The sequence below is a fragment of the Shewanella sp. SW32 genome, assembly GCF_025653365.1.
GTDB lineage: Bacteria > Pseudomonadota > Gammaproteobacteria > Enterobacterales > Shewanellaceae > Shewanella > Shewanella oncorhynchi.
The window spans coordinates 41023-67360 of sequence record NZ_JAKKSJ010000023.1 but is presented as its reverse complement, the minus strand read 5'-3'; the positions used below and the strand labels follow the sequence as shown (position 1 = coordinate 67360).

General features: G+C 45.8%; 28 protein-coding genes. 25 read left to right on the top strand and 3 right to left on the bottom strand.

All coding sequences use genetic code 11. From position 1 onward, the window contains the following. The first annotated feature begins 51 nt into the window (after positions 1-51). The 14 genes from L5M28_RS14740 (at position 52) to L5M28_RS14675 (ending at position 14098) form a co-directional block, all read left to right on the top strand. Positions 52-375 carry a DUF2190 family protein gene (locus L5M28_RS14740; RefSeq protein WP_012196684.1) on the top strand — a complete coding sequence of 108 codons (324 nt, stop codon included), beginning with the start codon at positions 52-54 and terminating at the stop codon, positions 373-375. Next, the gene (locus tag L5M28_RS14735) at positions 368-712 is read left to right on the top strand and encodes a hypothetical protein (protein ID WP_263179659.1); all 345 of its coding nucleotides are present in this window, start codon (positions 368-370) and stop codon (positions 710-712) included. Before L5M28_RS14740 ends, L5M28_RS14735 begins: the two co-directional genes overlap by 8 nt. Before the next feature lie 3 nt (positions 713-715). Continuing rightward, positions 716-1285, top strand: a complete 570-nt coding sequence (locus tag L5M28_RS14730; RefSeq protein WP_263179658.1) for a hypothetical protein — start codon at positions 716-718, stop codon at positions 1283-1285. Positions 1286-1300: 15 nt separating this feature from the next. Then, entirely contained in the window at positions 1301-1726 is a 426-nt protein-coding gene (locus L5M28_RS14725; RefSeq protein WP_263179657.1) for a hypothetical protein, read from the top strand. Beyond that, the gene (locus L5M28_RS14720; RefSeq protein ID WP_106649474.1) at positions 1723-2442 is read left to right on the top strand and encodes a hypothetical protein; all 720 of its coding nucleotides are present in this window, start codon (positions 1723-1725) and stop codon (positions 2440-2442) included. Before L5M28_RS14725 ends, L5M28_RS14720 begins: the two co-directional genes overlap by 4 nt. Before the next feature lie 92 nt (positions 2443-2534). Next, positions 2535-6455, top strand: a complete 3921-nt coding sequence (locus L5M28_RS14715; protein WP_263203735.1) for a tape measure protein — start codon at positions 2535-2537, stop codon at positions 6453-6455. A gap of 38 nt (positions 6456-6493) precedes the next feature. Further along, positions 6494-6865 (top strand): hypothetical protein, encoded by a 372-nt coding sequence (locus L5M28_RS14710; RefSeq protein WP_012586816.1) that lies wholly within the window; start codon positions 6494-6496, stop codon positions 6863-6865. A gap of 7 nt (positions 6866-6872) precedes the next feature. After that, the gene (locus L5M28_RS14705) at positions 6873-9347 is read left to right on the top strand and encodes a hypothetical protein (RefSeq protein ID WP_263203732.1); all 2475 of its coding nucleotides are present in this window, start codon (positions 6873-6875) and stop codon (positions 9345-9347) included. Between the two features lie 11 nt (positions 9348-9358). After that, positions 9359-10363, top strand: a complete 1005-nt coding sequence (locus L5M28_RS14700) for a hypothetical protein (RefSeq protein ID WP_263203730.1) — start codon at positions 9359-9361, stop codon at positions 10361-10363. Then, positions 10356-10655, top strand: coding sequence for a hypothetical protein (locus L5M28_RS14695; protein WP_012089172.1), 300 nt, complete (start codon positions 10356-10358; stop codon positions 10653-10655). Before L5M28_RS14700 ends, L5M28_RS14695 begins: the two co-directional genes overlap by 8 nt. Before the next feature lie 4 nt (positions 10656-10659). After that, positions 10660-10992 carry a hypothetical protein gene (locus L5M28_RS14690; RefSeq protein WP_263203728.1) on the top strand — a complete coding sequence of 111 codons (333 nt, stop codon included), beginning with the start codon at positions 10660-10662 and terminating at the stop codon, positions 10990-10992. After that, positions 10989-11897 carry a hypothetical protein gene (locus tag L5M28_RS14685; RefSeq protein WP_263203726.1) on the top strand — a complete coding sequence of 303 codons (909 nt, stop codon included), beginning with the start codon at positions 10989-10991 and terminating at the stop codon, positions 11895-11897. The genes L5M28_RS14690 and L5M28_RS14685 overlap by 4 nt, the downstream gene beginning before the upstream one ends. Then, a complete protein-coding gene (locus tag L5M28_RS14680) occupies positions 11890-13860 on the top strand; it encodes a hypothetical protein (RefSeq protein WP_263203725.1) in 1971 nt (656 codons plus the stop codon). Before L5M28_RS14685 ends, L5M28_RS14680 begins: the two co-directional genes overlap by 8 nt. Before the next feature lie 25 nt (positions 13861-13885). After that, positions 13886-14098, top strand: coding sequence for a hypothetical protein (locus L5M28_RS14675; protein WP_011847761.1), 213 nt, complete (start codon positions 13886-13888; stop codon positions 14096-14098). Here the strand turns inward: L5M28_RS14675 and L5M28_RS14670 are convergent. Continuing rightward, positions 14095-15159: a tyrosine-type recombinase/integrase gene (locus L5M28_RS14670; RefSeq protein ID WP_012088299.1), complete on the bottom strand. Its 1065-nt coding sequence runs from the start codon at positions 15157-15159 to the stop codon at positions 14095-14097. The genes L5M28_RS14675 and L5M28_RS14670 overlap by 4 nt on opposite strands. A 121-nt stretch (positions 15160-15280) precedes the next feature. Between L5M28_RS14670 and dusA the strand changes: the two genes are divergently transcribed. The 3 genes from dusA to L5M28_RS14655 all read left to right on the top strand — a co-directional run bounded on the left by dusA (position 15281) and on the right by L5M28_RS14655 (position 17153). After that, complete coding sequence (dusA, locus tag L5M28_RS14665; RefSeq protein ID WP_263203723.1) at positions 15281-16300, top strand: tRNA dihydrouridine(20/20a) synthase DusA; 1020 nt, start codon at positions 15281-15283, stop codon at positions 16298-16300. A 210-nt stretch (positions 16301-16510) separates the two neighbouring features. Next, a complete protein-coding gene (locus L5M28_RS14660) occupies positions 16511-16801 on the top strand; it encodes a hypothetical protein (protein ID WP_263185669.1) in 291 nt (96 codons plus the stop codon). A gap of 151 nt (positions 16802-16952) precedes the next feature. Further along, positions 16953-17153 carry a PspC domain-containing protein gene (locus tag L5M28_RS14655; RefSeq protein WP_263197396.1) on the top strand — a complete coding sequence of 67 codons (201 nt, stop codon included), beginning with the start codon at positions 16953-16955 and terminating at the stop codon, positions 17151-17153. Between the two features lie 131 nt (positions 17154-17284). Here L5M28_RS14655 and L5M28_RS14650 read toward each other — a convergent pair whose 3' ends face one another. Continuing rightward, positions 17285-18022: an enoyl-CoA hydratase gene (locus L5M28_RS14650; protein ID WP_028761866.1), complete on the bottom strand. Its 738-nt coding sequence runs from the start codon at positions 18020-18022 to the stop codon at positions 17285-17287. 33 nt (positions 18023-18055) lie between these two features. Here L5M28_RS14650 and L5M28_RS14645 point away from each other — a divergent pair, with 33 nt between their 5' ends. From L5M28_RS14645 to L5M28_RS14635, 3 genes are read left to right on the top strand one after another with little or no spacing between them, the layout of a single operon-like run. Then, positions 18056-18538: a copper chaperone PCu(A)C gene (locus L5M28_RS14645; protein WP_028761867.1), complete on the top strand. Its 483-nt coding sequence runs from the start codon at positions 18056-18058 to the stop codon at positions 18536-18538. Between the two features lie 11 nt (positions 18539-18549). After that, positions 18550-19518 (top strand): DUF2333 family protein, encoded by a 969-nt coding sequence (locus tag L5M28_RS14640; RefSeq protein ID WP_105251468.1) that lies wholly within the window; start codon positions 18550-18552, stop codon positions 19516-19518. A 2-nt stretch (positions 19519-19520) separates the two neighbouring features. Then, the gene (locus L5M28_RS14635; RefSeq protein WP_028761742.1) at positions 19521-20258 is read left to right on the top strand and encodes a TIGR04219 family outer membrane beta-barrel protein; all 738 of its coding nucleotides are present in this window, start codon (positions 19521-19523) and stop codon (positions 20256-20258) included. Between the two features lie 76 nt (positions 20259-20334). Here the strand turns inward: L5M28_RS14635 and tolC are convergent, their stop codons facing one another. Beyond that, positions 20335-21642, bottom strand: coding sequence for an outer membrane channel protein TolC (gene tolC / locus L5M28_RS14630; RefSeq protein WP_105251469.1), 1308 nt, complete (start codon positions 21640-21642; stop codon positions 20335-20337). Between the two features lie 244 nt (positions 21643-21886). On the opposite strand from tolC, the gene nudF reads away from it, so the two are divergent. Genes nudF through parE form a run of 5 tightly spaced genes read left to right on the top strand, consistent with a single transcriptional unit; the run spans position 21887 to position 26336 of the window. Beyond that, positions 21887-22489 (top strand): ADP-ribose diphosphatase, encoded by a 603-nt coding sequence (gene nudF / locus L5M28_RS14625; RefSeq protein ID WP_028759445.1) that lies wholly within the window; start codon positions 21887-21889, stop codon positions 22487-22489. 6 nt (positions 22490-22495) lie between these two features. Beyond that, the gene (locus tag L5M28_RS14620) at positions 22496-22936 is read left to right on the top strand and encodes a DUF1249 domain-containing protein (protein WP_105251470.1); all 441 of its coding nucleotides are present in this window, start codon (positions 22496-22498) and stop codon (positions 22934-22936) included. A gap of 15 nt (positions 22937-22951) precedes the next feature. Continuing rightward, positions 22952-23791 (top strand): 3',5'-cyclic-AMP phosphodiesterase, encoded by an 840-nt coding sequence (gene cpdA, locus L5M28_RS14615; RefSeq protein ID WP_105251471.1) that lies wholly within the window; start codon positions 22952-22954, stop codon positions 23789-23791. Between the two features lie 26 nt (positions 23792-23817). Then, on the top strand, positions 23818-24393 hold the full coding sequence (locus L5M28_RS14610) for a YqiA/YcfP family alpha/beta fold hydrolase (RefSeq protein WP_263203720.1): 576 nt from the start codon (positions 23818-23820) through the stop codon (positions 24391-24393). A 56-nt stretch (positions 24394-24449) separates the two neighbouring features. Then, positions 24450-26336, top strand: a complete 1887-nt coding sequence (gene parE, locus L5M28_RS14605) for a DNA topoisomerase IV subunit B (RefSeq protein ID WP_105251473.1) — start codon at positions 24450-24452, stop codon at positions 26334-26336. Positions 26337-26338 lie beyond the last annotated feature (2 nt).

Sequence of the window (26338 nt, the reverse complement as noted above, 5' to 3'; positions counted from 1 at the left end):
CAAACGATAGCCCTTTTTTATTCAGTTTTGTTTTTAAGCAGGAACACTCTCATGAAAAATTATGTGCAAGATGGCAAGACCATTAGCTTTACGCCCACCGCCGCAGTTGCCAGTGGTGAAGCGGTATTACTGGCCACATTGTTAGTTGTGGCGATTGGCGCCATTGCCGCCGATACCGAAGGTACAGGTGTCACTGAAGGTGTGTTTGAACTCCCTAAAAAGTCCACAGATGTGCTCGCAGTTGGCGCAGCCGTGTATTGGGACGACACCGCTAATGAAATCACATCACTCGCCACGGGCAATACCTTAGCTGGCAAAGTATGGGCTGCAGCGGCAAATCCATCTACCAGCGTCTGGGTGAAGATCAATGCCTAACGTTGGCAACCACTTTGCCGATCGCGTGCGGGGTAAAATGGTGCGGCTGTTTCAGCGTTTGGCTGATCCGTGCCTTTTTACCCCAAGCGATGGTTCTGCGCCATTTACTCGTCTGGTGAGTTTGGATGATAACGGCGCTGAAATTGCGGCCTCGTCTAATGAATATGTCCCCGAGCTAATCAGTCGTGCCGAGTTTTTACAATCCGAAGGGGCGGTAAATTCTGGTGATGAGTTTGCGATAGGTGAGGGCATTAGCGTCCAGCAAGGACGGCTCACCCAAAGGGTAAGCATGGATTCGGTCAGCGTGACTTTTATCTATATTCCGCTTGAGGCCTAGCTAATGGCACGCATAAAGATTGAAGGCATGGAGGCAGTAACAAAGGAACTTAACCGCATTCGTACCGCACAAGCGCCAGCAATTAATAGGGCAATTGAGGACGCAGTTAAGTTTGGTGAAAAGGCGACAGTCGATGCGATCTTCAACAAGTATGGTTTCAATTCAAAAAGCTATGTAGAAAACTTGATTAGCTACAGTGTAGACCCTAGCAATCTTAAAGGTTATATCAGCGCAAGATATCGCCCAAGCACCTTAACTCGCTTTGCTCGTCCATTGTATCGCACGGGTAAAAACGGCCGATCTAGAACGAACGGGCACATGATCAGCCCAATACGTAATGAGCCACATTGGTTTAAAGGCACATTTACCTTTATTGGTAAAAATCGCAATTTTTTAATGTATCAGCGTTTGCCCGGGCAAACGTGGCGCACATTTAAACAAGCCAAAGCGGCAGGCAATACATCTATGTATGGCCCTTCAGTTGCGGGTAGTTTTGGTTCAATACAAAAGGATATTGAGCCACCAATTATTAAACATCTACGCGAACGCTACGGCCACCACGCTAGCAGTTAACTAAGAGGCAACTCCATGATCCAAGCAATCTTAGACCGCCTCGGGCTGGTTGACGGCGCAACTGTACGTGAAGGTTTTTATGTGCAGTCCATTGCCAAAGAAAGCAAATTCATCTTTTTGCAGCCGTATACCGATGCCTTTGATGCTAAAAATGGCATTGATAAATACAAGGATGATCTGGTGCTGCAAGTGATTGCTGGCGTAAAACTCGCTAAAAATCCGCAACCAACCAGTGAGCTAATCAACCTCGTGCGTGCTATCCGAAGTGCATTCTATAAAGATGAACGCTTCCCTGAAAAACCTAGCTGGTTGCCCTCGGTAATCAGCTTTAAAGAGACAGAGCCCTGCAAGTACATCATGCCCGAAGCCCATGAAGAACACGGCCTAGCGGTGTTCACCCTATCCCTTGTTAATACCGTTAAATTTGGAGACTCACTATGAGTGAAATAGTAACCGAAAGTTACATCGGCTCAGCGATCGTCTATATCGATGGCCGTGACTGTGGCAACGTGAGCGGCGTAAAGCTCGCTATCGAACAAGAAACCAAATCCTTGCCCAACTACCGTGGTGGCGGAGGTTATGCCGATGAAGTCACGTTGATTAAATCCGTAAAATTAAGTGCGACCTTTTACGATTTTAACAACGAGAACTTAGCGCTAGCTATGCGCGGTAAGATTGATGTATTAACTGCAACACCCGTTGCAGATGAAGAAATTATCGCTGTGCTCGATGGCTTAGCGCAAACCGCAAAAATGATTGATACCAGTATCGCCCCTGTTGTTAAAAATGAAGCGGGTGATGTGACTTATGTACTTGATGAAGATTATGTTGTCAGTGCCGCGGGTATCCGCGCGTTATCGACTGGCGCCATTACAGCAGGCCAAACATTAACCATTGGTTACACCAGCCAAGCGGGTAATGCGTTGCAGGCATTAACGGAATCAGGCAAAACGGTCAGTGTGGTTGTTGACGGTATTAACGACTCAACCGGTAAACCGTGGATGCTGAAGTTTTATAAGTGGAAGCCCACACCCACATCAGGCTTAGACTTGATCGGTACCGATTACGGTAGCTTCGATATTGAAGGTGCTGTACTCGCTGACAGCTCAATCGTTGCCACGGGTAAGTCTAAGTTCTTCGTCCGTAGTGCAGCATAAGTCGAAAGATTGTTCCCAATAGCCCACAGCATGTGATCCATGTGCTGTGGGCTTTTATTTTGGTTTGTTAATTCCTATCAATCGGTGATGCCATGAGTTTTAAAGATCAAGTAATCAACCTGATCATCCAAGGCCGCGACTTGTTTTCAAGCGAGGCGGCTAAATCAGAAAAGGCATTGCAAGAGTTAGCAAACCAAAGTGAAGTCTTAAACGAACGCCTAGATGATTTAAAGCAGCAACAGGCTGCAATTAAGGCGATTGATGATCTCACCGCCGCCATCACTAAAGGCGAAAAGGGTTTTATCGATGGCTCGCGCGCGCTCGAACAATTCAGCAAAGAGCAAAAGCAAGCCGCGCAGAATTTAAAGCAACTTGAGCAGGCCCAAAAAGAGGCGGCAACCTCAACCAGTAAACTTGAAACTGAGTACAGCCAAACAGTTGCTGAGCTAAGCAAATACGATGAACAGCTGGCCGCTGCCCGTGCTGAGGTTGAGCGCTTAACTGCGACGCAAGATAAAGGCGCTCAGGCGAGTAAAGATCAAGCACAAGCCCTTGCTGCCGCGAATGCCGATTTACAACAGCTCGAAACAGCGCAAAAAAATACTGCTACCAGTGCTAACCAACTGGCGACCGAGCTTGAGCAAGAGCGCATTGAGCTTAAGCAATTAAGTAGCGAAGTTGATCAGGCTGGCCAGAAAAAGGCCGAATATGCGCTTAAGGTTAAAGGCGCGCGCACTGAGTTAAATCAACTCGGCTCTAGCCTTGGCCGCAACAAGGCGGAGTTAGACAAACAACAAACCGTGCTGAATAAAGCCGGTATTGATATGAACAAGCTGGCTGATGCCAGCAAAGACTTAAAGACCCAGCAAGCCGCCGCTGAAATCGCGATTAAGGGCGTAAACACTCGGCTTGAGCGCCACAATAAATTGCTCGATGAAAGCAAAAAATCATCGAGTGATTTTGGCGGTAGCATCAAAGCCGCAACGGGCTCACTCATTGCGATGGCTGGCGCCTATGTGGGCGTAGATCGCCTATGGGAAAGCCTAAAGTCAATCCTCACCGCAGGCGATAAAGCGGCCTCTTTTAGTGCGCAAATGACTGCCATGATGGGCAGTATTGCGGGCGGCGAGCAAGCAACTGCGTGGATCAAGGATTTTGCTAACCGTACTGGTACCCAGCTCGATAGCGCTAAGCAAGCCTTCGCCTCGTTAAAAACCTTCGGCATTGACCCCATGAATGGGGCCTTGCAATCGATGGTCGATTACAACGCTAAGCTAGGTGGTAGCCAAGAAAAACTAGAAGGCATCATCCTCGCCACAGGCCAAGCGTGGGCCAAGCAAAAGCTGCAAGGTGAAGAAATTCTGCAGCTGGTAGAACGCGGCGTTCCCGTGTGGGACTTACTGGAAAAGGTCACTGGTAAAAACACGGTCCAACTGGGTAAGCTGAGTGAAGCGGGCAAGCTTGGCCGTGAAGTGATGCAGCAACTGTTTGACGAAATGGGCAAGCAAGCCAATGGTCAAGCGGCATTAAGTCTCGATCGGTTAAGTGGTCAGTTAAATCTTCTCTCGAATAAGTGGGAGTCGTTTAAGCAGATCATTGCTGATTCTGGCGCCTATCAAGTGGCGATTGATTTACTCAAAGACATTAACACCAGTTTTGATCAGTTAAATCAAAGCGGCAAGATTAAGGCCGCAGCACAAGATATCAGTGACTTTTTCAAAGCCATTTTAAAAGATGGTGGCGCAAGCCTTAAAGGCATGTTGGAAAACATTACTGCCTTTGCTACTGGGCTTAATGTTGTCGCGGGTTCCATAAGGCTAGTGTTTAACGTTTTCACCTCTGTGGTGGCTACATTTGGCGCCGCAATAAGTGGCGTGTTCGCCCTTATTCTGCAAGGTTGGGCGACGGTCATTGGGGTGTTTGGTGGTGATGAGTTAGCGCAAACTCTTCAAACCCAAGCGAACGCGCTTAAGGCTGTCTCTAAGGCTTATCTTGATCAAGTCGAGCAAGATGCCCGTGATGCGACTGCTGCACTTAAACAAATGGGTGTTGATATCCGTTTAGACTCGGATGGCACCACTCAGACCCAAGTTGATAATGCTGAAAAAGTAAAAGCGGCAGTTAAAAGCCAGCTTGAACAACAGATAGAAGCGAGTCAACAAGCGGTGGCAGCGGCCGAAAAAGCCAATGAATCTGCAACTAAAGAAGTTGATGCATGGAAGGCTCGCGAACAGGCGGCTAAAGAGCATTACACTGCATTAAAAAACTCAGGTACAGCCAGTATGGCTGAGCTTGAAACAGCACAAATTGCACTTGAAAATACAACTCTAAGATTAAGTGACGTACAAGAAAACCAACTTGATAAACAAGCTAAGCTTGCTTTGTCAAATATGGAATTGATGTGGGCAACTATTGACCTAAGGAATGAACAGAACCAACTAGCTCAAGATCAACTGACTAAAGTGCGTGATGCCTTTATTGTGGGTGAAGCATCGGTTGAGGACTATAAAACAGCCCAAGACAATGCCAAGAAAGCAGCCACTGAGTTGGCAAAGGCGCAATCTCAGCTAACCACGGAAGTTAAAAAAACCTCCACTGCCGCTGATGATTTTGAATTGGCAATGGCAAAGGCTGGCATCACCACAATTAAGGTTTTGCGTGACCAAGCGGCCGAGGCTAAAAAGACGTATGAAGAAGTTAAACAAGGCGCTAAGGATGGCACTGCGTCAACCAATGAGCTAAACCAAGCGTTTTTAAAATATGCTGAAACTGCGCTTAAGGCTGAACAAGCCTCATTAAAAGTAGGTCAAGCCAGTGATGGGCAGGTTGAGGCTAGCCTAAGGCAGCAAGCTGCGACTATGGGGCTTGCTGGCGATATCGATAAACTGATTGCGCAATATTCTCGTTTAAAAGATGCCCAATCTGGCTTGGGTGATAACACTCAACAAACGGCTGATAATGTAAAAAAAGGTTCTACAGAAATAGGTACCACCATATCTAATACGATGGATACGGTAGAAAAGTCAGCCGAACAAGCTGGCATTGGGTTGCAGTCTATTGCCCAATATTTTGCCGATATTGGTACCGCCATATATGACAACGTAAAAGCTTTAAGTGATGGTGCTGCGCGTTACTTCAACACCATTGTTTATGGTGTGCAGAACGTGAAAAAGGAATTTGGTGATCTTGGGCAAGTCGAAAACGAAATAGAACGTTTAACGGGTGTTATTTATGAGCTTGATAACACGTTAGCTAAAACGGTTGATTTTGTCGGGCTTCGCAACTGGGCACTTGAAACCGAGAAAGCTGGCAAGATTGCCGAACGCGCTTATTATCGGCAAAAGCTTGAACTGCTTAATCTAGTGGATGCGCTCGATAATACCGATAAAGCGAATCTCAGCATTATCAACAGCGCAACACGAGCAACTAAAGCGCTTGATCTAGTGAATGATCAAGATATGTCTTTGCTCACTTCCGCACTGGAAAGCGCCAAACAGCGCATGGACTCTCTGCGCGATAGTGCCGAGTCCACGCTTAAGTCACTGCAGGATGAGCTTGATGGCTACCTTGGCCGTCAAGATGAAATAGAAAAACGCCGCTATCAAGAACAAGTTGCCGATCTTAAAGAACAACTCGCCGCTGCTGAACGCACAGGCGATAAGCAGCTTATTGCCGATTTACATGAAGCAGAGCGAACGCTAAAGCAAGTTTATGAGTTCCGCACTGCTGAAATTAAAACCCAGCAAGCCGCCGATAAGCAAAGCGCTGCCGAGGCGAAGAAGCAAGCCGAAGCCAGTGCTGCAACGGCTAAGGCTGCGGCTCAAACTCAAGCAACCGCTAGCGTTAACATGCAAGCCAATACCCAAACCAGCACGCAATCTGTGGCTAACACTTCAGATATGCAAGTGCTGCAACTGCAGGTTGGCAATAGCACCTTTAACGCCCAAATGAAGCGCAGCCTCGTCACTGAATTGATGAATGAGATCAAACGCCTGCAATCTGTTGGCGGTTAGCCAATCCTGTTATTCGCTCCAATTAATCAAAGGTCCCTATGACAACCATCGATAGCATAGATATCGCGGTGGATTTGCTGTGGTTAAACCGCGACAACACGCCCCGCGTTGCGGCCAATATGAAGCGCGCCTTAAACGGTGCGCCATTGGTGCAGCAAACCATTATCCCAGCCGGTATTGCCATGGAGTTGGGCACCAAATCTGGATGGATGCTGCGCACTGAGTTTGAACAACTAAAAGCCCATGCCGCCACTACGTTAACCGCCTTCACGTTGGCCTATGAAGGCACCAGTTACAACGTAGTTTGGGATAACACTGCAGGCTCGCCCATAACGGGTGAGGATTTATTCGACGAAGTTGGCGGGTTTGAAAAGCTCACTAACGTGGTTCTTAAGTTTCTGACCTTATAGGCCATTTATGACTATTTCCCGTTTAGATTTAAAAGTATTTAAACCCGAGTTACTGGGTTCAAGTAATGAGGCTGGCGGCCAACGGACTAAGAACGCAGTGCAGTCAGGCTTGCTTAACGAGCTATTTTCAGCGATATCCGATATCGACCATGCCCAATCCAGTATCGACATTGTAAAAGCGTTCCCTGCGCTCGATACGCCAGATACCAGCACTTTGATTGATGCACATGTTTTTATCAGTGAGCCACCGATAGACCCATTAGTTAACGTATTCATGATCGAGTCTGCCGCGCTGGATGATGAATCTCGCATGACGGATATGAAAGAGATCATTGAGTCGTCAGTCACTGCAGGGGAGTTGATCCGTGAAGGTGGTCCCGGCTTCCTTGTGAATCAAAACTCGTTTTCCTCGGATTACCTGCAGTCGTCTTATCGCTTTAATGATCGCGACTATTGGAAAACGACTTATCTGCAGGTTGGCCAAGTGATCTGCATCACCGTGGAATATCCTGGCATTGAAAACGTGGCATGGCCACGCAAAACCCATTTTTGCAAAGTCACGCGCACCAGCATAGTGAACGGTGCTGTGGGTACCGTAGTATTTGACCCGCCGATCCCGTTTGCGACACCAGAACCTGGTTTGCAAATCAATGGCCAGAGTAAATGCACTCGCTTGCGATTATCTAATACTGCATCACCATTAAAATTCCACGGGGTAACTAAGCTGACTGCCGCCGCCAGCGGGGTAAATTTAGCTGTGGGCGCGACTCAATTATCACTACTGCCTGCGATCACCACTTTAGCGCCAAAGCCCGGCAATACTATTACGGGTGGCAGTGATAATGGCGATGCTACTGTTAGCCAAGTGATCCGCAAAGTAATTAGTCAGCCAAGTGCAGAAGGGACGTACAGCTATACCTTCACCACAGCGGATTTACTGATAGACACTGATGTTGTCACTGCAGTTTCTACCGATCCTTTTGGCGTTTTCGGCGGGAATAATGCATTAGTTCAGTCGATTACTGTGGGGACTGGGAACGTGACCGTTACGCTGCGGCCTGATGTGCGCTTTGCCTATAATCCCACAGTATCGCTCTATTATGTTTCTGCGTATAAATACAGCATTTACTCAAGCGCTAATGCCTTTCCAGCCAATAAGCAGCTAACGGTCGGCAGTATCAAAGGCCGCGCTGTGTTTGCTGATAGTAACTATGTGCCTCAGGACGTTTTTGAAAATGTGAATAGTGGTATCGGTAAGTTGTATGACACCACTGAGTTGCTGGCGACCATTGATTATTTTACGGGTGTCGTTACTAAGCAAACGGTCAGCCGTGGTGATTTTGAATTGACCTATTCAGGTTTAGTTGAATCAACCACTGCAGCGGCTGCCGGCGATACTACGGCTAAATTTGCCTTGAGTGTGGCTAATCCATTGTTAGAGAGCTTTTACGTGCAGGTTGAGCGGATATCCGATCACGCCATTATCAGCGCATCTTCTGACAACCAAGGCGTGATAACGGGCAGTGGCATTAGCGGCACTATCGTAGATGGTTTGGTTGAACTGTTATTTACCAATCCGGTGGATTTAACCACGCTGCGCTATGACATTACCGACCAATTGCGCCAGCTACCACCCGCCGAAATTTATGGGCTAAACCCACTGCGTATCCCCAATGACGGTATTGTCGATATGTTCAGACGCTGGGGCACTGTCGCGCTTTCTCATACTCAAGTGCAGCAAGTCACAGGCTCTGTCGGCACAGTGTTTACTATTCGTGAAAATGCCCAGTTTGTGGATATTACTGATGCCAATGACGCCAGCCTATGGACCAATAACAATGACCATTTCACGGTAAATAAGGTGGCAGGAACGGTCACGATTAACAGTGATTTTTCGGGGTTTACTGCGCCGTTTGTGCTAAGTGATACCATTATGGAACTCGGTCTAGTGTCATCGTTTACAGGCAATAGCCTTGTGCTGGCCAAGCCATTAGCCCGTGAATATCCAGTAGGTACGACATTAGCCAGTGTGCAAATCCTTGGCGACCTGCAGGCCCGTGTTGGCAGAGTTCGCGATATGACAGCTTGGGCCAACAATTGGGACCTCGATGGCGCCCCTGCTACGGGTAACGTGAATGCGGTTGACTATCCGTTTGAAGTCAAAAACACCACTGCAGTGAATGAAGATTGGGTATTGATTATGACCTCAGCCAGCTCATTTCGCTGTGTTGGCCGCCGTCTTGGCCAAATCGCCACAGGTGACACACTCAATGATTTTTCACCGATTAACCCACTGACAAATGCCCCTTATTTCATCATTCGCTCAGGTGCATGGGGTGGCGGTTGGCAGCAAGGCGAAGCGATTCGTTTCGCCACGTTCGCGGCCTCAAATCCGATTATGTTGCTACGCAATGTGCAGGTAGGTCACAGTCAAATCACTACAGATAAAGCCGTATTGTCATTTTTCGGCAACGAGTCATAGGAGTTATTGTAATGGGATTACCAGTTACTGTTTATCGTTGGGATGATGCGGGGGCACCGCAAATGTCAAAAGGTGTCAGACCTTCAGAACTCATCAACGTGCTCAAGAAATGTTTGGTGGATGGGTATGGTTCAAAATCGGGCGCTGGCTGGTCTGTGCCATTTGAAGATGAAGCGACACAGCAAGTTGTGTTTCGCAATTCAACACTACTAAGCTCAGGTGGCTTTGTTAAGTTTTGGCCTAAATCTGCTGGTAATGCTTTGCAGGCTACAATATTCTTTCAATCTGCAACATTGCTATCATCACTGAACCAAAGTTGGGAAAGTACAAGCAATCGTGGTTGGCGTTGTGCCACTGGTAATTCAGCACTTGCCTACAAATGGGTAATAATAGCCACCGCAGCCAGTTTTTATTTATTTACTCACGGTGATTCACCAGTAGATAAAACACCATTTAACACAAGCATAATGTTGAGTTTTTTCGTTGGTGATATTCACAGTGTCATACCCAACGATTTTAACCGCTTTATCACATATTCGTATCCATCTAATACGGATGCGATCGATTCAACCACGCCAGATTGGTCTTACGGGATTGGGTATATAAGTAACGGCACACCAGTTGCTAAAATGCACCAAACTGACGGTACTGATAATCCAAAACAGATGGTGATATCTCTTTCATCTGATACGTTCCAGACCACCAGAATTACCGCATTACCTAGCGATGGTTTGGCAATGCTATTTACACCCGCCAGAATTCAGGCCAGTTCTATCAACCCTTCATCCAACTCTTCTACATTTTTGGACTCTACTGGTCAAAACATGTGTAACAGTAATCTCCATCCTGCATTTAGAGGTTATCTGCCCGGGATGCTTCAATCCTCATTCACTGGGTATTGTGATTCACTATTACCACTGATTCGAACTGTAAATGGTGTGGCATTCTATCATATGCCTATTAATCATGTTGGTGCAGGTAATTTGTGGATTTCAACAGGTGATTGGTATGAGTGATTTTATTGCTAAACCAATCATTGAGCGTTCGAATTACCTTGTCGGGTTGTTTGAACTGGATGCCGATGTTGCTGCTGAGCGATATGCCATTTTAGACCGAGTGACTATGAAATTGATCTGGCAAGGTGGTATCAAGCCGGGTGTAATAGTTAGGCACTTGGTTCGCAAAAGCTATGCTATCAATGGCGTGATCGTGCTAATGATTGATGATAATGAAACATTCAATGCAGTGGTTGCAGATGGTGTACGTCTGCCACTTGTCAATAGTAATGATATTGAAATTGGATATTAACGGCATGAATACGGTAATAAGCGTTGCTACAAAAAACATCCTTCTTGGTGCTATCGCTATCGATAAAATTGCTATTCACAGTGGTGAGCCAGGTGCTAATGGTGTTGATAATGAATTGAGTTCGCCACGCCAAGATTGCGTTTTCTCTGCCCCAAGCAATGGTGTTATTTCATTAGTGAATAACGTGCAATTCACCGTTTCTGCTGGTTCTACTGTCAAATATATTAGCTATTGGGAAGGGGCAACGTTCCATTTGTCTCAGCAAATTGATGATTTGGTATACAGTGCAACAGGTACGTTTACGTTATTAAGTGCAGACACTAGGGTGTCACTATGATTATCGACCCTAAAACTGGCAAGCAAATTTTCAATGACATTGTTGAAATAACACCATTACACGCTAATGCATTGCTCGCATACAGCGCATGGGCTACTGAGCTTGGCCTCAGTGATACTGCCACTTTACCCGGCTTGGTTCAGGCTGATGATGCTGCAACGGAAATAGATATAGGGTTTCCAACAGCAATAGATGGGCTATCATCCAAAATAATGCAATCAACTGAGGGATCAATCGGTATTTATGTTGACGAACCACCGGGCTCTGTCTCATCGTCTAGTCGTGCTATAGTAGCCGTTGCACCCAGTCAAGTCAGTGTACCTCGTGCCTATACATCACGCGCCACGATCAACCCTTCATTTGTTATTAACTGTAAGAGCCCCAATGTTGATAGTAAATCGTACAATGCCAAGTGGTATAAAACGGCAGATGCTGCAATTCTATTTATCAGTTGGTCGCAATACGGTAACAGCAATTTAAATAAGACCGACCTCGCGATCAAGTTTTCGAGAGGTAATATTGAACTGGTTTGCACTGCGGGTACTGATGCAGGCAGTTATCTTCAGTTTTTTATCATGGACTCGACCTCTGCATCTGGTCAAGCATTAGTCGGAAATGGCAATTTTGGCAAACAGCTAACACCATCCAACACGTACCAATTCAGGTCTGTGTCACTAAAGAAAATATCTGGTCAAGTGATTGGTGAGAATGGTACCGGTATCATCACCGATATTAGAGCATATCTCCGCAGTAGTGGTTTGCTCGTTGGTTCAACCACTTCTGATAGTTCGGGTGACTACCTCATTGAAACTGCATATCCAGATGAACATTATGTGGTTTGTTTGGCTGAGGATAGTTCCGCACTTAATGCCTTAGTCTTTGACAGGGTGATCCCAATTGATTGATTTCAAGTTTCCTCAAGGGGCTTATTTCCCGCCAAACGGTGAAGCTGTAGATTTTCAGTTTTCTGCAGATCGAGTCATTGCAGTTACGTCTAATTTAACTATCAATGTTTATGAAAATTATTTGCAGGGATTTAGTTTATCTGTACAGAGTAAAGTTGAAGTTTCAACAACTGTACGCATAACCAAACCGATACAGTTAAGATTTAATACACCTTGGCTCAATGCTACATCACCGATAACTTTGCGGTTTGGTGATGAACAGGTCCCAGAGCAGCCAGATCCTATACGTGTAGGAACCATTGGAATGGTTTGCGGGGTGGTTTTCAATACGAGTCAAATTATCGAGCAGCAACTTACACTAAGCCAGCGCAGTCAATCACATGCTGCCCATGCAGTGTTTGCATGGGATAGCTTTTTTAGCTTAAAACAGCAAATTGTAATGGTATGGAATACGCCGCCATTAGCTGGCGAAATATTTGCTGTTAACTGGCAATGGAATACGCTGGTACCTTTTCAACTCAACATGAATTGGTTAGTACCAGAGGCTCATTGTCAGCAAGCCATAAGCAAATGGATAGTGCCAGAGCTGCAGCAGATAATGCTTGAAATGCAGTGGTCACAGGCCGCCGCCAAGAGCCAGCAAATTACCGTTAAACTGCATATCGGCGAGCAACTCGCGACTGAGATAGCGCTTAGCTATACCAACATTCAAAGCCAAGGTGATAATAAGACTGTGGCATGGGCTCCCCATGCGGCGAGATGGGTATGTTCCAGTAAATACGTACCGCCAGTGGGTAAGGTCACGCTGCGCTTTAGCGAACCTTGGATCAACTCAACTAGCCCAACACGGCTTAGATTTACGGCCTCACCGAACGTGTGCTACTGGGACGATGGCGGCGGCCTTATCGATGCTAACCCACCATTACCCAATATCGATTTTAAAATCCCGATTGAACCACAAATCCGCAGGTACTACTTAATGCAGCCAACGATCACATGCGTGCGAGTATCAGACAGTTTACCGATTGTGATCACCAGTGTGAGCATTAGCCAAAGCCGTGGACAGTGGGCGAGGTCGGTTAGCCTTGAGTTCTCAAGCCGTATCGATGCGCAGCGTGCTCACAATGAACTATTGCTGATCACCATCAACGGTTATGAGTTTTATGCCATTACCGAGCAGCCAAGCGCCAGCAAAGCCTTTGGTATTGAAACCCACAGCAGCACAGGCCGATCACGCGCCGCAGAGCTGTCATCGCCTTACCTTTTGCCTATCAGCTACACCAACACTGTATTGCGCAGCCTTGGCGGTATTATTGGTGATCTGTTGCAAAACACAGGCTGGACTGCAGAGCTAAGCGGGATACCAGATTTTAGCGTCCCTGCAGGCGCGTTCAGTGTGGGTAACAAGTCACCGATCGACGCGATTAATGAAGCAGCGAGCCAATTGGGCTGCATGATCTTAGCGGATGATGCCACCCGTAAATTGACTATCATTCCACGCTGGCCAACCGTGCCGTGGGAAATGGCAACAGCGGTACCGGACCTAACAGTGCACGATGCTGTGATCACCAATTACAGCGAATCAGTCTCCCGCAATCCTTTGTGTGATGTAGTGTGGCTGCGTGGTGAACAACAGGGGATTAGCGCCAAGGTGAAACGCACCGGCAGCGCGGGCAATATTCCTGCTGCTGATATTAGCGCTCAGTTGATCGTAGATAACCAAGCGGCGCGCATCGCTGGCACCAATGCGCTGGCAGATACAGGCGACAAGCTGAACGTCACGCTATCCTTGCCCGTCATGGTTGATTTGCCACCCGCAACGCCTGGCATGTTAATTGGTATTCGTGAAGGTGCCGAAGTCTTTAAAGGAACGTGTGACAGTTGGAGCATCCGCGCCAGCGTCAGTGATCGCGGTGATATCGATATCGAACAATCCATTACAGTGATCCGCTCAATCGCGTAACCCTGCTAACAGCCAGCGAGGCACCATGCTTAAACAACTTCAAACAGCGTTAGTACTGCCACGGATGATCATGACTGTAGCTGCAGTAAACGCCGATGGAACGGTCACCGCCAGCAGTGCCAGCGGCCACACTATCCGCGCCATTGGCTCGGGAACGGTTGGTGATCACATCTACGTACAAGATGGCAGGGTGCTAGGGACGGCACCCGACTTGCCATTTGTGGAGATAGAGGTTTAAACATCCTTATCATGCAATCGCTTAGGGAATAACTCGGTATACACCTGCCACAGTGTGTTGATGTTCCTATGGCCTGTCACCTGCGCCACTTCATCAATGCTATAGCCCTTCTCAAACAAACGGCTGGCACCTTCGCGCCTTAGGTCGTGATAGCGTAAATCTTCAATTCCCAATTCATTACGCACCCGCTGAAACCCTGCAGTAACGCTGCGCTCGTTGTAGGGGAAAACCCGCGCATCATTCCTAGGCTGCTTTTGCAGTATCTCCCATGCCCCACCCAACAGTGGTACCAACATATGGTTGCCTGCTTTTTTACGTGGGTCTTTGCGGTCCCGAACGATTACGGCCTTTTGTGCCTCATCCACATCGTCCCATGTTATCCGGCATACCTCACCAATACGCATGCAACTCAGTATCGAGAAATCGAGCAAATCAATATAAGGAATATGCGCAGCTCGTTGATCTGCTCTTGCAGCTAATCCAACTTTTAACCTCTCAATCTCATCCGTAGTCGGTCTGCGCGAACGCTTCCCCGATTTAGCGATCAAGTCTTGGCTATACAGTGCATCGTAAGCCTCAATAACCGAAATTTGTGAAACCTCATGCCCAAAATTTGATTTAGCGATTCGTAGTAGCCATCGGATCACGCTTACATCAACTGCAATAGTAGATGGCCCTGTGCCTGCGCTGCGTCGCAATTTACAGTGATCGATGATGTGGTGCGGCTTAATATCAGTCAGATTCAATTTAGCAATATCGCAATCCGATAACAGCCGTAAACAAAAGCGCTTCGAACGACCAATGCTGCTGTCGATGTTTTCATCTGTCAGGGCTTTGCTGATGATGCTGCCCAATGTAATAGGAGCCGTATCCTCAGTAGCAAACCCGTTTGACTCAATATCAATCACCCGATCTTTACCCCATGCCTCGGCAGCGGCATATTTGGTAAAGGTACGTTGCTCCGTGTATAATATTTTGCCGTTTTTCTTTACACGAACTAGGCAGCGATGCCGCACAGTACCGTCGGCTTTTTCACGTTTTTGAATGCTATAAGATGCCATGTTTTTTGGTTCCCCGAACCCCTCAGTCCAATCCATTGTGGATCACTATAGGTTCCCCGAGCAATGCAAAACATGCAAAAACGTACAAAAATTAGCAAAAATATTAACTTTTCGGATTGTAATGAATTTAGATAAAACCCAGCAACACCAAGGTTTAGCGCCTAAAACCCTCGATCGTACCTTTTCCATTGCGCCCATGTTGGATTGGACGGACCGTCATTATCGTTATTTTGCACGTTTGATGTCGGCTAATGCTTTGTTGTATACGGAAATGGTGACAACAGGAGCGATATTGCATGGTCGCGGTGATTACTTGGCGTATAACCAGGAAGAACATCCTTTGGCGTTGCAGTTAGGTGGCTCTAATCCCTTAGATTTGGCTCGTTGCGCTAAACTCGCTGCTGATCGTGGCTACGATGAAGTTAACCTTAATGTGGGTTGTCCTTCCGATCGAGTGCAGAATGGTCGCTTTGGCGCGTGTCTGATGGCGGAACCTGAGTTAGTGGCTGAGTGTGTTGACGCCATGAAACAAGTCGTTGATATTCCTGTGACTGTGAAAACGCGTATCGGAATTGATGAACAAGATAGTTATGCGTTTTTAACCCAGTTTATTGATGTGGTCAGTGAAAAAGGGTGTACGGATTTTACTATCCATGCGCGTAAGGCGTGGCTTCAAGGGTTAAGCCCAAAAGAGAATCGCGAGATCCCGCCGCTCGATTATGAGCGTGTGTATCAACTTAAGCGTGATTATCCTGCACTTAATATTGGTATTAATGGCGGCGTAACAACTCTCGAGCAAGCACAAGTTCATTTAGTGCAGCTCGATGGAGTAATGATGGGGCGCGAGGCTTATCAGAATCCTTATATTCTGGCGCAGGTGGATCAAATATTGTGTGGCAGTCAAAAAGCAGTGATCAGCCGAGAGGCTGTGATTGAGGCTATGTTGCCTTATATTGAAGCGCATTTGCAGTCGGGTGGCCGGCTCAATCATATTACTCGTCATATGATAGGTTTATTTCAAGGTTTACCAGGTGCCCGTGCGTGGCGTCGTTATTTGAGTGAAAATGCCCATAAAAACGGCGCTGGGATAGAAGTGGTAAAACAGGCTTTTCAGAATATTCAGGCTGAAGTCGCTGAGTGATTTCTAATCAACTTAAAAGATGGTGAAATTTACTAATTTGAGTAGTATTTTTCACCACTTGTTATTTTCCAATCCATCCCTATATCTCATCTTGTCCACATAAAATTTTTTAAAATGATTAAAATCATAATCTTAAAAATACTTTTATAAGTTGGCACGCAGTTTGTAATACTCCTTTCGTCAAGTTAATTAATCGAAAGGGATGCCATCATGTTTACGTTAACCATTAAAAAATCAGTACAAATGAGTGTGTTATTAGGCGCGTTAGTCGGTAGCGTTGCAGCACACGCAGAAGCCGCACCAATATCAGATGTTGTGGGAACTATTGAGCAAACATTAACTGCGCAGACACAAGAATTGTTCGTCAGTGTAAAGCGTGAATTTGTGATGTCATTGCAAACACAACTGGCTGAAAGTATGTATGACTTCAACAGTCAACTTAGCTTAAACGCTGAAAATAAAGGTGAATCGGCAGGTGCCGATGAATATAGCGCTAAGTAAAGGATCTGCTTATGTGGTTTGTAGCACCTTTGATGACATTGCTACTGTTACCTGTAATTAGTCTTGCGTTGTTTTCAGGCATTATTTGCTGGTTTCAGTGGCATAGTGTTAGTGATAAATAAGTTCGCGATCAACTGAGCCGAGGTTTTAGATGAAACGATTAAAAGTGCGTATGGAGAGTCCAGAGCGATTAGTGTGTGGTGTTGCCGCTGGTATGGCATGGAAATTTGATTGGTCTTGTTTTTGGACTCGTGCGGTGTGGATTGGTGCAGTTGTATTTATGCCGGGTGTGAGTTTGTTAATTTACTTTGTTTTAGCATTGTTAGTTGACCAATGGAAAAAACCAGCCTAAGCATGCAGTGATGGCTGGTGTTGATGAGCTAATAAGTGGCTTGTTTTGATTTAAAATGATGCAGTTAAACCTATCAACAAGAGGGTACTTTGACCCTCATGCGAAAATGTATATGCATACTGCCTTGCAGACTACTTTTTCAAAAAAGCCTGAAATCTGCTTTTGGCTTCATCACTTTTTAGCCTAGCGCTAAATTGTTCAAGTTCCTGGTGCATTTGGTGTTGTACACGATTTTTATGCGGACGCATTAATTGACGTGTGATTTGTAGTGCTTGTGGCGGTTGATTGGCCAATTTTTTTGCCTGAGATAATGCATAACTGAGTAAATCTTCATGGGCCACAATTTCGTTGATCATATTGAGTCTATGGGCCGTCTCGGCATTAAAACTTTCACCAAGTAGCAGTAACTCAGCCGCTTTTTGATAACCAATGAGTTCTGGTAAGAGTAGGCTAGCCCCCGCTTCCGGCACGAGAGCCAAGTTGACGAAGGGAAGTTGAAATTTCGCCGTGTTGTCAGCGTATACCAGATCGCAATGTAGCAGTACGGTTGTACCAATACCGACGGCGGCACCAGAAACGGCAGCCACCAGAGGTTTTTTGAGTTCGAGCAGACAAAATAAGAAACGTACTGCGGGATGATTTGGCCCTAAGTCACTATTTTTCAAAAAGTCAGCAACATCATTGCCTGAGGTGAAACAATTATCTTGGCCATGGAGCATAAAGGCACGAATGTCGTTGTCTGCTTCACCTTCGATCAGGTATTCTGTCAGTTGTTTATACATATTAAGATCAAGTGCATTGCGTTTATCAGGGCGATTAAAGCTAATAATACGCACGCCCTGATCATCCTGAACCTGTATATGACTCATGGGTTGTTTCCTTTACGACGACATTGGGTAGACATGGAGTTTAAGACATTGAAACCAATATTCAAACAGCTGTTTAATTGTCTAGTTTTATCTTGTGCATCATTTTCAGCGTTGGCGAACGTAGTCATGACTGAAGGTCATATACGCGCCATGCCTGAGACAGTACCAAATACTGCCGCTTACTTTACGCTTGAAAACCACACAGATAAAGCGATTCGTCTTATCGGTGTCAGTACGACTGTGGCAAAGGATGCCCAATTACACACGATTATCGAAGACCAAGGCATGGTGAAGATGCGCCATGTTGAAGGTTTTGACATCCCCTCCCATGGCACATTAACGTTAACGCCGTCAGGGGATCACGTCATGTTGCTTGGCTTAAAAGCGCCATTGGTGTTAGAGCAACAAGTTGAACTGCAATTAGAGTTTGACGGTGGCGAGAAAATGGCAATTACCCTGCCTGTTAGTAAAGCAGCAGAAAACGCCGCAGAGCAAGAGCATCATCACCATCATTAAGGAGTCGCTTGATGCAAATTACATGGAAAAAAGTTACCGGGGTCGGTTTATTTTTAGTATTAATCGGTTATGGCGTGAGTGTATGGTGGAGTATCGAACCGGATCCAATTAGCCCTCAACAATTAACAGCATCCAATAAGAATATTGTTGGATACGCTACTACTACATCGCTAATCCTCACTGTCGAAAATTTACTCGATAAGCAAGGTGGTTGGTTATCAAACGATGTGATGCCACCTTCCATCTTCATGGATAACATGCCCGCATTTGAATATGGTGCTTTGGAGCAAGCCCGTGATTTAGCCTTGATTATGCGTAAAGAGTTTAGCCGCTCACAGTCACAATCTGCGGCGGACAAAGATTTAGGCGAAGCCCAATCTAAGCTCAATATTGACCACACTAGCTGGTTAGTACCCAGTGCCGAAAGCGAATATCGCGATGCAATCAAATTGCTGAAGCTTTATCGTGCCCGCATGATGGACCCTAATAATCAAGATGCACAGTTTTATGCCCGTGCTGACAACCTTAATGAATGGTTGAAAGAAGTGCAGAAACGTCTGGGCAGTATGTCACAGCGTTTATCTGCCAGCGTTGGCCAAGAGCGCTTAAATACAGACCTAGCTGGTGACAATTCGGCGCGTCAATCAACCCCAAATTTGACCAGCCATCAGGTAAAAACCAGTTGGTGGAAAATTGATGATGTCTTCTATGAGAGCCGTGGTGCTTCATGGGCGTTGTTGAACTTTATGCGCGCAGTTGAAGTTGACTTTGCTGACGTATTGAAGAAGAAAAATGCTGAAGTGAGCCTAAGACAGATCATTCGTGAGCTGGAGGCGACTCAGCAAACTGTCTGGAGCCCTGTTGTGCTGAATGGCAGCGGTTTTGGCTTAGTCGCTAATCATTCATTGGTTATGGCTAACTATGTGTCGCGTGCGAATGCCGCGGTGATTGATTTAACGAACTTGCTATCTCAAGGTTAATTATGAAAAAAACTCTCCTCGCCAGTGCGGTATTAGGATTCTGTATGGCCTCATCTGCCCAAGCGGCAACTGTGGTTGGTTTTACGATTGGTGGTGATTACTGGCGCGCCGATACTAGCGGTACTTTTGCTGATAAAGGTCAACCACAACAAACATTTGATTACAGTTCATCTGCTCAAGGCAGTTATTGGATTGCAGTTGAGCACCCATTGCCATTTGTCCCTAACATTAAAATCCGTGAAAATAGCTTAGATCAGAAAGGCAGCATGTCTGGTGCTGATTTCAACTTCAATGGTCATGATTTTAAAGGTAATGTGACTGCTTATACTGATTTGAGTAACACAGACTTCGTGCTGTACTACGAAATATTGGATAACGACATAGTGTCATTGGACCTTGGTGCTGCATACAAGTTAATGAATGGTTCACTGCGCGTGCAAGACCCTGGTCACCCTGAAGAGAAAGATGTCGATAGCGGTATTGTGATGGGTTACGCCAGTACGCATGTAGGTATGCCTGGCTTAGGCTTGTACGGTTTTGCTGATTTGATGCAGGGCGTCAATGAGTCAAGCGTGCACGACTATGCAATTGGTTTAGGTTGGCAATTTGATGGTTTGGCCGTCGATACCCGTGTACGTGTAGGCTACCGTGAATTTTTATTCGATGTGAGTAATTTCTCGGGTGTGAGTGCTGATACTAAATTTAAAGGTTATTTTGCGGGTGTTGAAATCAACTTCTAATTTTGTTGATTTTAACTTTAAAGCATAAAAAAACCGCCAAATGGCGGTTTTTTATATTTAATGACTGAGAGCGTTGTTACTGTGCAATCAAGCCATTATTGATGGCGATAACATCATCTTCATTCAATGTACCCGCAGCTTGCTTTAGTGCAACAACTGAGTTGATGTAGCTATAGCGCGCATCGGATAATTTACGTTTTGAGTCGTACAAGTCACGGGTACGGTTCAAAACATCAACGATAGTACGAGTACCCACTTCGAAACCCGCTTGAGTGGCTTTTAGGGCACTTTCTGATGAAATAACAGATTGCTCATAAGCTTTGATTGAACTGATAGAAGCACCTACGTTGTTGTAGTTATTACGAACGTTTTTCACTACACCACGGTAAATTTGCTCAAGCTTTTCACTTGCTTCAACATACTGGAATTGTGCTTCATTAACTTGTGAGCTGACTTTAAAACCTTCGAAAATCGGAATGCTTAAGTTGACACCAACGCTGACATTATCAAAATCAGGTTCGTTGAGATTCCCCATTTTTTGCTCAAGACCTTTGTTGTAACCGGCATTTAAGCTTAAAGACGGCATGTGGCCTGCTTGATAAAGCTTAATGGTCTCTTGGGCAATATCTTTACCAATACGTTGAGTCATTAAATCAACACTATTGGTTTCAGCAATTTTTAACCATTCGCTAGATGACGTTGGCGCTGGCGTAACGGCTGAGAAACGGTTGGTATCTAACACATTAATCGTCTTGTGATCGATGCCGGTGATTTCACGTAAGGCTTCATAACTATTGGCGAGCGTGTTTTCGGCTAAAATTTCAGTGGCTGAGGCTAAGTCATATTGCGCTTGAGCTTCATGCACATCGGTAATCGCGGTTAAACCCACTGCGAAACGTTGTTTAGTTTGTTCAAGTTGACGCTCGATGGCGCGTTTTTCTGCACCTTGGAACTCGTAGTTGTCTTTCGCCGTTAATACATCGAAATAGGCTTTAGTGATACGAGTAATCAAGTTTTGTAATGCGGAAGCATAAGCGGAATCAGCTTGAGAAGCGGCTTTCTCAGCAAGACTTAAACCAACCCAAGCACTGTGATCATAGATGACTTGATTTAATTTCAGGCTACCTACTAGACCACTTGCATCATCCTTCGGATCATTCCAAGCTTTGTCATAACCGACGTTTGCACTAATGGTTGGCAACAGCGGAGCGCGGTTTTGTTCGATTTTCTCAAACAAACCATTACGCTGGGCTTGGGCTTGCAATACGAGCGGGTCGCTAGTCAGTGCTTGCTGATAAATTTGCAACAAATCATCTGCTTGCACCGCTGAAGCGGAAGCCGCAAGTGTTAATGCTGCGCATAAATTATGGATCTTAAATTTCATTTGCTGTCCTTATTAGACAAAATCCCCCCACGGAGGAATATTTTAACTTCGTTTAGACTAAGTAATGCCTTTACCAAGGCGGTTTGCGCTTCCCGACGCTTCCCGATACAGCTAAAACTTAATGACCTAGAGTCTAAGAACTCTGACACTTTCAAGTCAAATTCGAAGTGTAACAGATTTTATTTTAAAAATGTGCTCAAATTGCCTTGATTATAGGCGCAAATTTAACTTTTAAGGATAGAGTATGAAACCCCCTGTTTTTTCGCAAACGGATATTGAGATCTTAGGAAAAAAATCCCTTTATCAAGGGTTTTTCTCAATGGACGAATACACTTTCAAGCATAAATTATTCGCTGGTGGCTGGAGTAAGCCTGTCACTCGCGAAGTGTTTGAACGGGGTCATGCTGTGGTCGTCCTTCCCTATGATGCCAAGCAAGATAAAGTCGTACTCATCGAACAGGTACGCTTTCCTGCATTAGCAACTGCTAAATCTCCTTGGCTTCTTGAGTTAGTCGCGGGTATGATTGCGCCCGCAGAAACGCCTCTGGATGTTGCACACCGAGAATTAATGGAAGAAACTGGCTTAATGGCTAAGCAAATACACAGTGTAAATAGCTATTTAGCGAGCCCAGGTGGTAGTACAGAACGTTTCTATTTCTATTGGGCTGATGTCGATTCAAACGACGCCCGTGGATTGCATGGATTAGCTGAAGAGCACGAAGATATTCGATTGCATGTCATGAGCCGCGAGCAAGCTTATGAGCGAGTGGTTGCGGGCGAGATCGATAATGCGTCGACCGTTATTGGATTACAATGGTTACAATTAAACTATCAGCAACTGGTTTAAGTTGGGATGAATTTGGCTACTTCGAGTCTAAAACGGCGCTATAAACCCAACGTCAGTGATTTTTTAGCACTGTGCGGGCGTAATTATGGCTACATGTTGAAATGGTTACCGTTAGAGATAGCTATCGGTGAGTCATGGCGACTCGAAGGTGAGTTTGGTATATTAGTAGTGCGAATTTTAGAAAATACCAAATATACTCAGCTAGTTGAGATATCTCGTCCTATCGAAATAAAGGAGTTTATCAATACTCCCAAGGTGTTAGTGAGAATTTATCACGATGCTAAATTAGCAGAAGTGTTAACTGGCCAACAGATTTACCAATTACGCCCAGTGTATGATTATCCCAATGTACGCATGTATCAAAGTGATGAAAAGTACCAGGTGAATGCATTCCTGGAAGAGTTATTAAAGATTGGTTACCAACACAGTGTCGTGTGCCAGTCTTAGAATTGGGTATTCAATGTGCTGAAAGAGGCTGTCTCTTACTCCATAGCTGAAGGGGAAAGCGTGCGTATCGTGCAAGTCACAGATCCGCATCTTTTTGCCGATCCTGAAGCTCAGCTATTAGGAGTTAATACTAGCAAAAGTTTTGCTGCCGTATTAAATACGATTAGAGCTGTGGACTATCCTGCTCACTTGATGCTCGCCACAGGCGATTTGAGTCAAGACTATTCGGCTGAGTCCTATCAGCAATTTGTGAAAGCAGTCACTCCCGTTGGCTTACCTTGCCATTATCTTCCTGGAAATCATGACGATCCACGGATCATGTATCTGCACATGCAGGGTGAACAGATTTTTGGGCAGCAGCGTATTCTGGCGGGAAACTGGCAAATCCTCATGTTGGATTCAACCGTGCGGGGAAAGCCTGGCGGCAATATGGCCGAGACTCAGTTCGAATTAATTGATGAAGCCATTGCCGCACATCCTGAATGCCATACTTTACTGGTGATGCATCACAATCCCATCGTTGTGAATTGTACTTGGCTGGATCAGCACTGCATGGACAATGGCGCCGAGTTTATCGCGCGAGTGGCAAAGTATCCGCAGGTCAAAGGATTGCTCTGGGGACATGTGCACCAATGTATTGATACCCATCATAATGGGCCCCATGGCACGTTGCAGTTGATGGCGACACCTTCCACTTGTATTCAATTTAAGCCGTTATCGCCTTATTTTGCCTTGGATGGCGTTCAACCGGGTTATCGTTTGCTGGAGTTGAAAGCCGATGGTAGCATCAATACTAAAGTGTATCGCGTACCGGGTAACCATTTTTCCCCCGACAACAACTCTAGCGGTTATTAACGCGAATAGCCGCAGCCTGAGGAAATATGCTGCTTTATATTCACGGTTTTAATAGCTCTCCATTTTCAGATAAAGCTGTGATGACGGCTAAGTACATGGCGCTGCATCACCCTTGTGTGGCCTTCCATCAGCCCCAATTGCCTAATACACCTAAGGCTGCGATGGTGCTCTTAACCGCTTATGTTGAGGCGGCGATTGATGCCAAAGAGCCATTAGCTTATATAGGCTCATCTTTAGGTGGGTATTTCGCCAGCTATTTAGCCGAAACCTATGGTGGCAAAGCGGTGTTAGTTAATCCTGCGGTAAAACCCTTTGAGTTGTTCGATGAGTTTATGGGGCCGCAATTCAATCCTTACACTGAACAGCATTATCTTGTCTTACCTGAGCATAAGTCTGAAGTCGCTGAATTTAATACGGCTGTGATCCGCAATCCGGATCGTTTTTTGGTATTATTGCAGACAGGTGATGATGTGCTGGATTATCGCGAAGCGGTCAATAAGTATCATCACTGTCAATTGCGAGTTGAAGCGGGTGGTGATCACAGCTTTGTTGGTTATGAGTCGCATCTGCAAACTGTAAGCCAATTTTTACACTTACCTTGACAAACTGACATGCCGAGCCGCAACATGGCCGGATATAACAACCTATAGCGTGCCCTATGACAAATCAATACACCTCTGACGCCATTGAAGTTCTCAACGGACTCGATCCTGTTAAACGCCGTCCAGGTATGTATACCGATACCTCCAGACCTAACCATTTGGGCCAAGAGGTCATAGATAACAGTGTCGATGAGGCATTGGCAGGTCACGCGACAAAAATTGAAGTTGTTCTACATACAGATAACTCCCTCGAAGTCACTGATGATGGCCGTGGTATGCCGGTGGATATCCACCCAGAAGAAGGCATTCCTGGAGTTGAGTTAATTCTGACCAAATTGCATGCCGGCGGTAAATTTTCGAATAAAAACTATCAGTTCTCCGGTGGTTTACACGGTGTCGGTATCTCGGTGGTTAACGCTTTGTCGCGCCGTGTCGAAGTTACGGTTCGCCGTGATGGCCAAGTGTATGACATCGCTTTTGAAAATGGCTTTAAGGTTGAAGATTTACGCCCAACAGGGACCTGTGGTCGTCGTAATACGGGGACTCGAGTGCATTTTTGGCCCGATGCGAGCTATTTTGATTCGGCTAACTTCTCAAATTCAAAACTGATTTATCTGCTTCGTGCTAAAGCGGTACTGTGCCCAGGTTTACGGATAAAATTCACCAATAAACAGACAAATGAAGTCCATGAATGGTTCTATGAAAGCGGCCTAACTGATTATTTAAAGGCGGCTATCGGTGACAATTTAAGATTGCCAGAAGAGCCGTTTGTGGGTTGCTTTAAAGGTCAACTAGAAGCCGCAGATTGGGCCATTACTTGGTTGCCTGAAGGCGGTGAATCCATTGGCGAGAGTTATGTTAATTTAATTCCGACTCCACTGGGTGGTACCCATGTGAATGGTTTCCGCCAAGGTTTATTGGAATCGATGCGGGAGTTCTGTGAGTTCAGAAATTTAATCCCCCGTGGTATTAAACTTTCACCCGAAGATATCTGGGATCGCGCCGCGTTTATATTGTCGGTGAAGATGCAAGAACCGCAATTCGCTGGTCAAACAAAAGAAAAGCTTTCTAGTCGCCAATGTGCTGCTTTTGTGTCTGGCGTTGTGCGTGACGCATTCTCACTCTGGTTGAACTCAAATACCGAGTTAGCTGAATCCTTAGCCGAAATGTGCATTAATAATGCCCAGAGCCGCTTAAAGGCCGCCAAAAAAGTGGCCCGCAAAAAGGTGACTTCGGGACCTGCACTGCCGGGTAAGCTGACAGACTGTAGTGGCCAAGATCCGATGCGCGGAGAGTTATTCCTCGTGGAAGGGGATTCTGCGGGTGGTAGTGCTAAACAGGCCCGCGATCGTGAGTTTCAAGCCATCATGCCGCTGCGTGGCAAAATCTTGAATACCTGGGAAGTCGATGCTTCACAGGTGTTAGCTTCACAGGAAGTCCATGATATTTCGGTCGCGATTGGTTGCGATCCCGATAGTAGTGATATCTCTGAATTACGTTATGGCAAGATTTGTATCCTTGCGGATGCCGACTCAGACGGACTGCACATTGCTACCTTGTTATGCGCGCTATTTTTGAAGCATTACCGTATCTTAGTTGAGCAGGGTCATGTGTATATTGCTATGCCGCCGTTGTTCCGTATAGATATCGGCAAAGAGGTGTATTACGCCTTAGATGAGGCAGAAAGAGCGGGTATTTTAGACCGTATTGCCGCTGAGAATAAAAAGGGTAAGGTACAAGTCACCCGCTTTAAAGGTTTGGGTGAGATGAATCCTTTACAACTTCGTGAAACAACGATGGATCCAAACACCCGTCGTTTAGTACAGTTGACGATAGATGACATCGAAGAAACGGATGCTTTGATGGATATGTTGCTCGCTAAGAAGCGTTCGCCGGACCGTAAAAACTGGCTTGAAGATAAGGGTGACATGGCTTTACTTTAATG

Coding starts and splice junctions, on each gene's coding strand:
- L5M28_RS14720 (WP_106649474.1), top strand. CDS start 1,723: ATGAGTGAAATAGTAACCGAAAGTTACATCGGCTCAGCGATCGTCTAT.
- nudF (WP_028759445.1), top strand. CDS start 21,887: ATGAAACCCCCTGTTTTTTCGCAAACGGATATTGAGATCTTAGGAAAA.
- dusA (WP_263203723.1), top strand. CDS start 15,281: ATGAATTTAGATAAAACCCAGCAACACCAAGGTTTAGCGCCTAAAACC.
- L5M28_RS14705 (WP_263203732.1), top strand. CDS start 6,873: ATGACTATTTCCCGTTTAGATTTAAAAGTATTTAAACCCGAGTTACTG.
- parE (WP_105251473.1), top strand. CDS start 24,450: ATGACAAATCAATACACCTCTGACGCCATTGAAGTTCTCAACGGACTC.
- L5M28_RS14650 (WP_028761866.1), bottom strand. CDS start 18,022: ATGAGTCATATACAGGTTCAGGATGATCAGGGCGTGCGTATTATTAGC.
- L5M28_RS14620 (WP_105251470.1), top strand. CDS start 22,496: ATGAATTTGGCTACTTCGAGTCTAAAACGGCGCTATAAACCCAACGTC.
- L5M28_RS14740 (WP_012196684.1), top strand. CDS start 52: ATGAAAAATTATGTGCAAGATGGCAAGACCATTAGCTTTACGCCCACC.
- L5M28_RS14675 (WP_011847761.1), top strand. CDS start 13,886: ATGCTTAAACAACTTCAAACAGCGTTAGTACTGCCACGGATGATCATG.
- L5M28_RS14660 (WP_263185669.1), top strand. CDS start 16,511: ATGTTTACGTTAACCATTAAAAAATCAGTACAAATGAGTGTGTTATTA.
- L5M28_RS14715 (WP_263203735.1), top strand. CDS start 2,535: ATGAGTTTTAAAGATCAAGTAATCAACCTGATCATCCAAGGCCGCGAC.
- L5M28_RS14700 (WP_263203730.1), top strand. CDS start 9,359: ATGGGATTACCAGTTACTGTTTATCGTTGGGATGATGCGGGGGCACCG.
- L5M28_RS14670 (WP_012088299.1), bottom strand. CDS start 15,159: ATGGCATCTTATAGCATTCAAAAACGTGAAAAAGCCGACGGTACTGTG.
- L5M28_RS14640 (WP_105251468.1), top strand. CDS start 18,550: ATGCAAATTACATGGAAAAAAGTTACCGGGGTCGGTTTATTTTTAGTA.
- L5M28_RS14655 (WP_263197396.1), top strand. CDS start 16,953: ATGAAACGATTAAAAGTGCGTATGGAGAGTCCAGAGCGATTAGTGTGT.
- L5M28_RS14690 (WP_263203728.1), top strand. CDS start 10,660: ATGAATACGGTAATAAGCGTTGCTACAAAAAACATCCTTCTTGGTGCT.
- L5M28_RS14730 (WP_263179658.1), top strand. CDS start 716: ATGGCACGCATAAAGATTGAAGGCATGGAGGCAGTAACAAAGGAACTT.
- L5M28_RS14685 (WP_263203726.1), top strand. CDS start 10,989: ATGATTATCGACCCTAAAACTGGCAAGCAAATTTTCAATGACATTGTT.
- L5M28_RS14735 (WP_263179659.1), top strand. CDS start 368: ATGCCTAACGTTGGCAACCACTTTGCCGATCGCGTGCGGGGTAAAATG.
- L5M28_RS14635 (WP_028761742.1), top strand. CDS start 19,521: ATGAAAAAAACTCTCCTCGCCAGTGCGGTATTAGGATTCTGTATGGCC.
- tolC (WP_105251469.1), bottom strand. CDS start 21,642: ATGAAATTTAAGATCCATAATTTATGCGCAGCATTAACACTTGCGGCT.
- L5M28_RS14710 (WP_012586816.1), top strand. CDS start 6,494: ATGACAACCATCGATAGCATAGATATCGCGGTGGATTTGCTGTGGTTA.
- L5M28_RS14725 (WP_263179657.1), top strand. CDS start 1,301: ATGATCCAAGCAATCTTAGACCGCCTCGGGCTGGTTGACGGCGCAACT.
- L5M28_RS14695 (WP_012089172.1), top strand. CDS start 10,356: ATGAGTGATTTTATTGCTAAACCAATCATTGAGCGTTCGAATTACCTT.
- L5M28_RS14610 (WP_263203720.1), top strand. CDS start 23,818: ATGCTGCTTTATATTCACGGTTTTAATAGCTCTCCATTTTCAGATAAA.
- L5M28_RS14645 (WP_028761867.1), top strand. CDS start 18,056: ATGGAGTTTAAGACATTGAAACCAATATTCAAACAGCTGTTTAATTGT.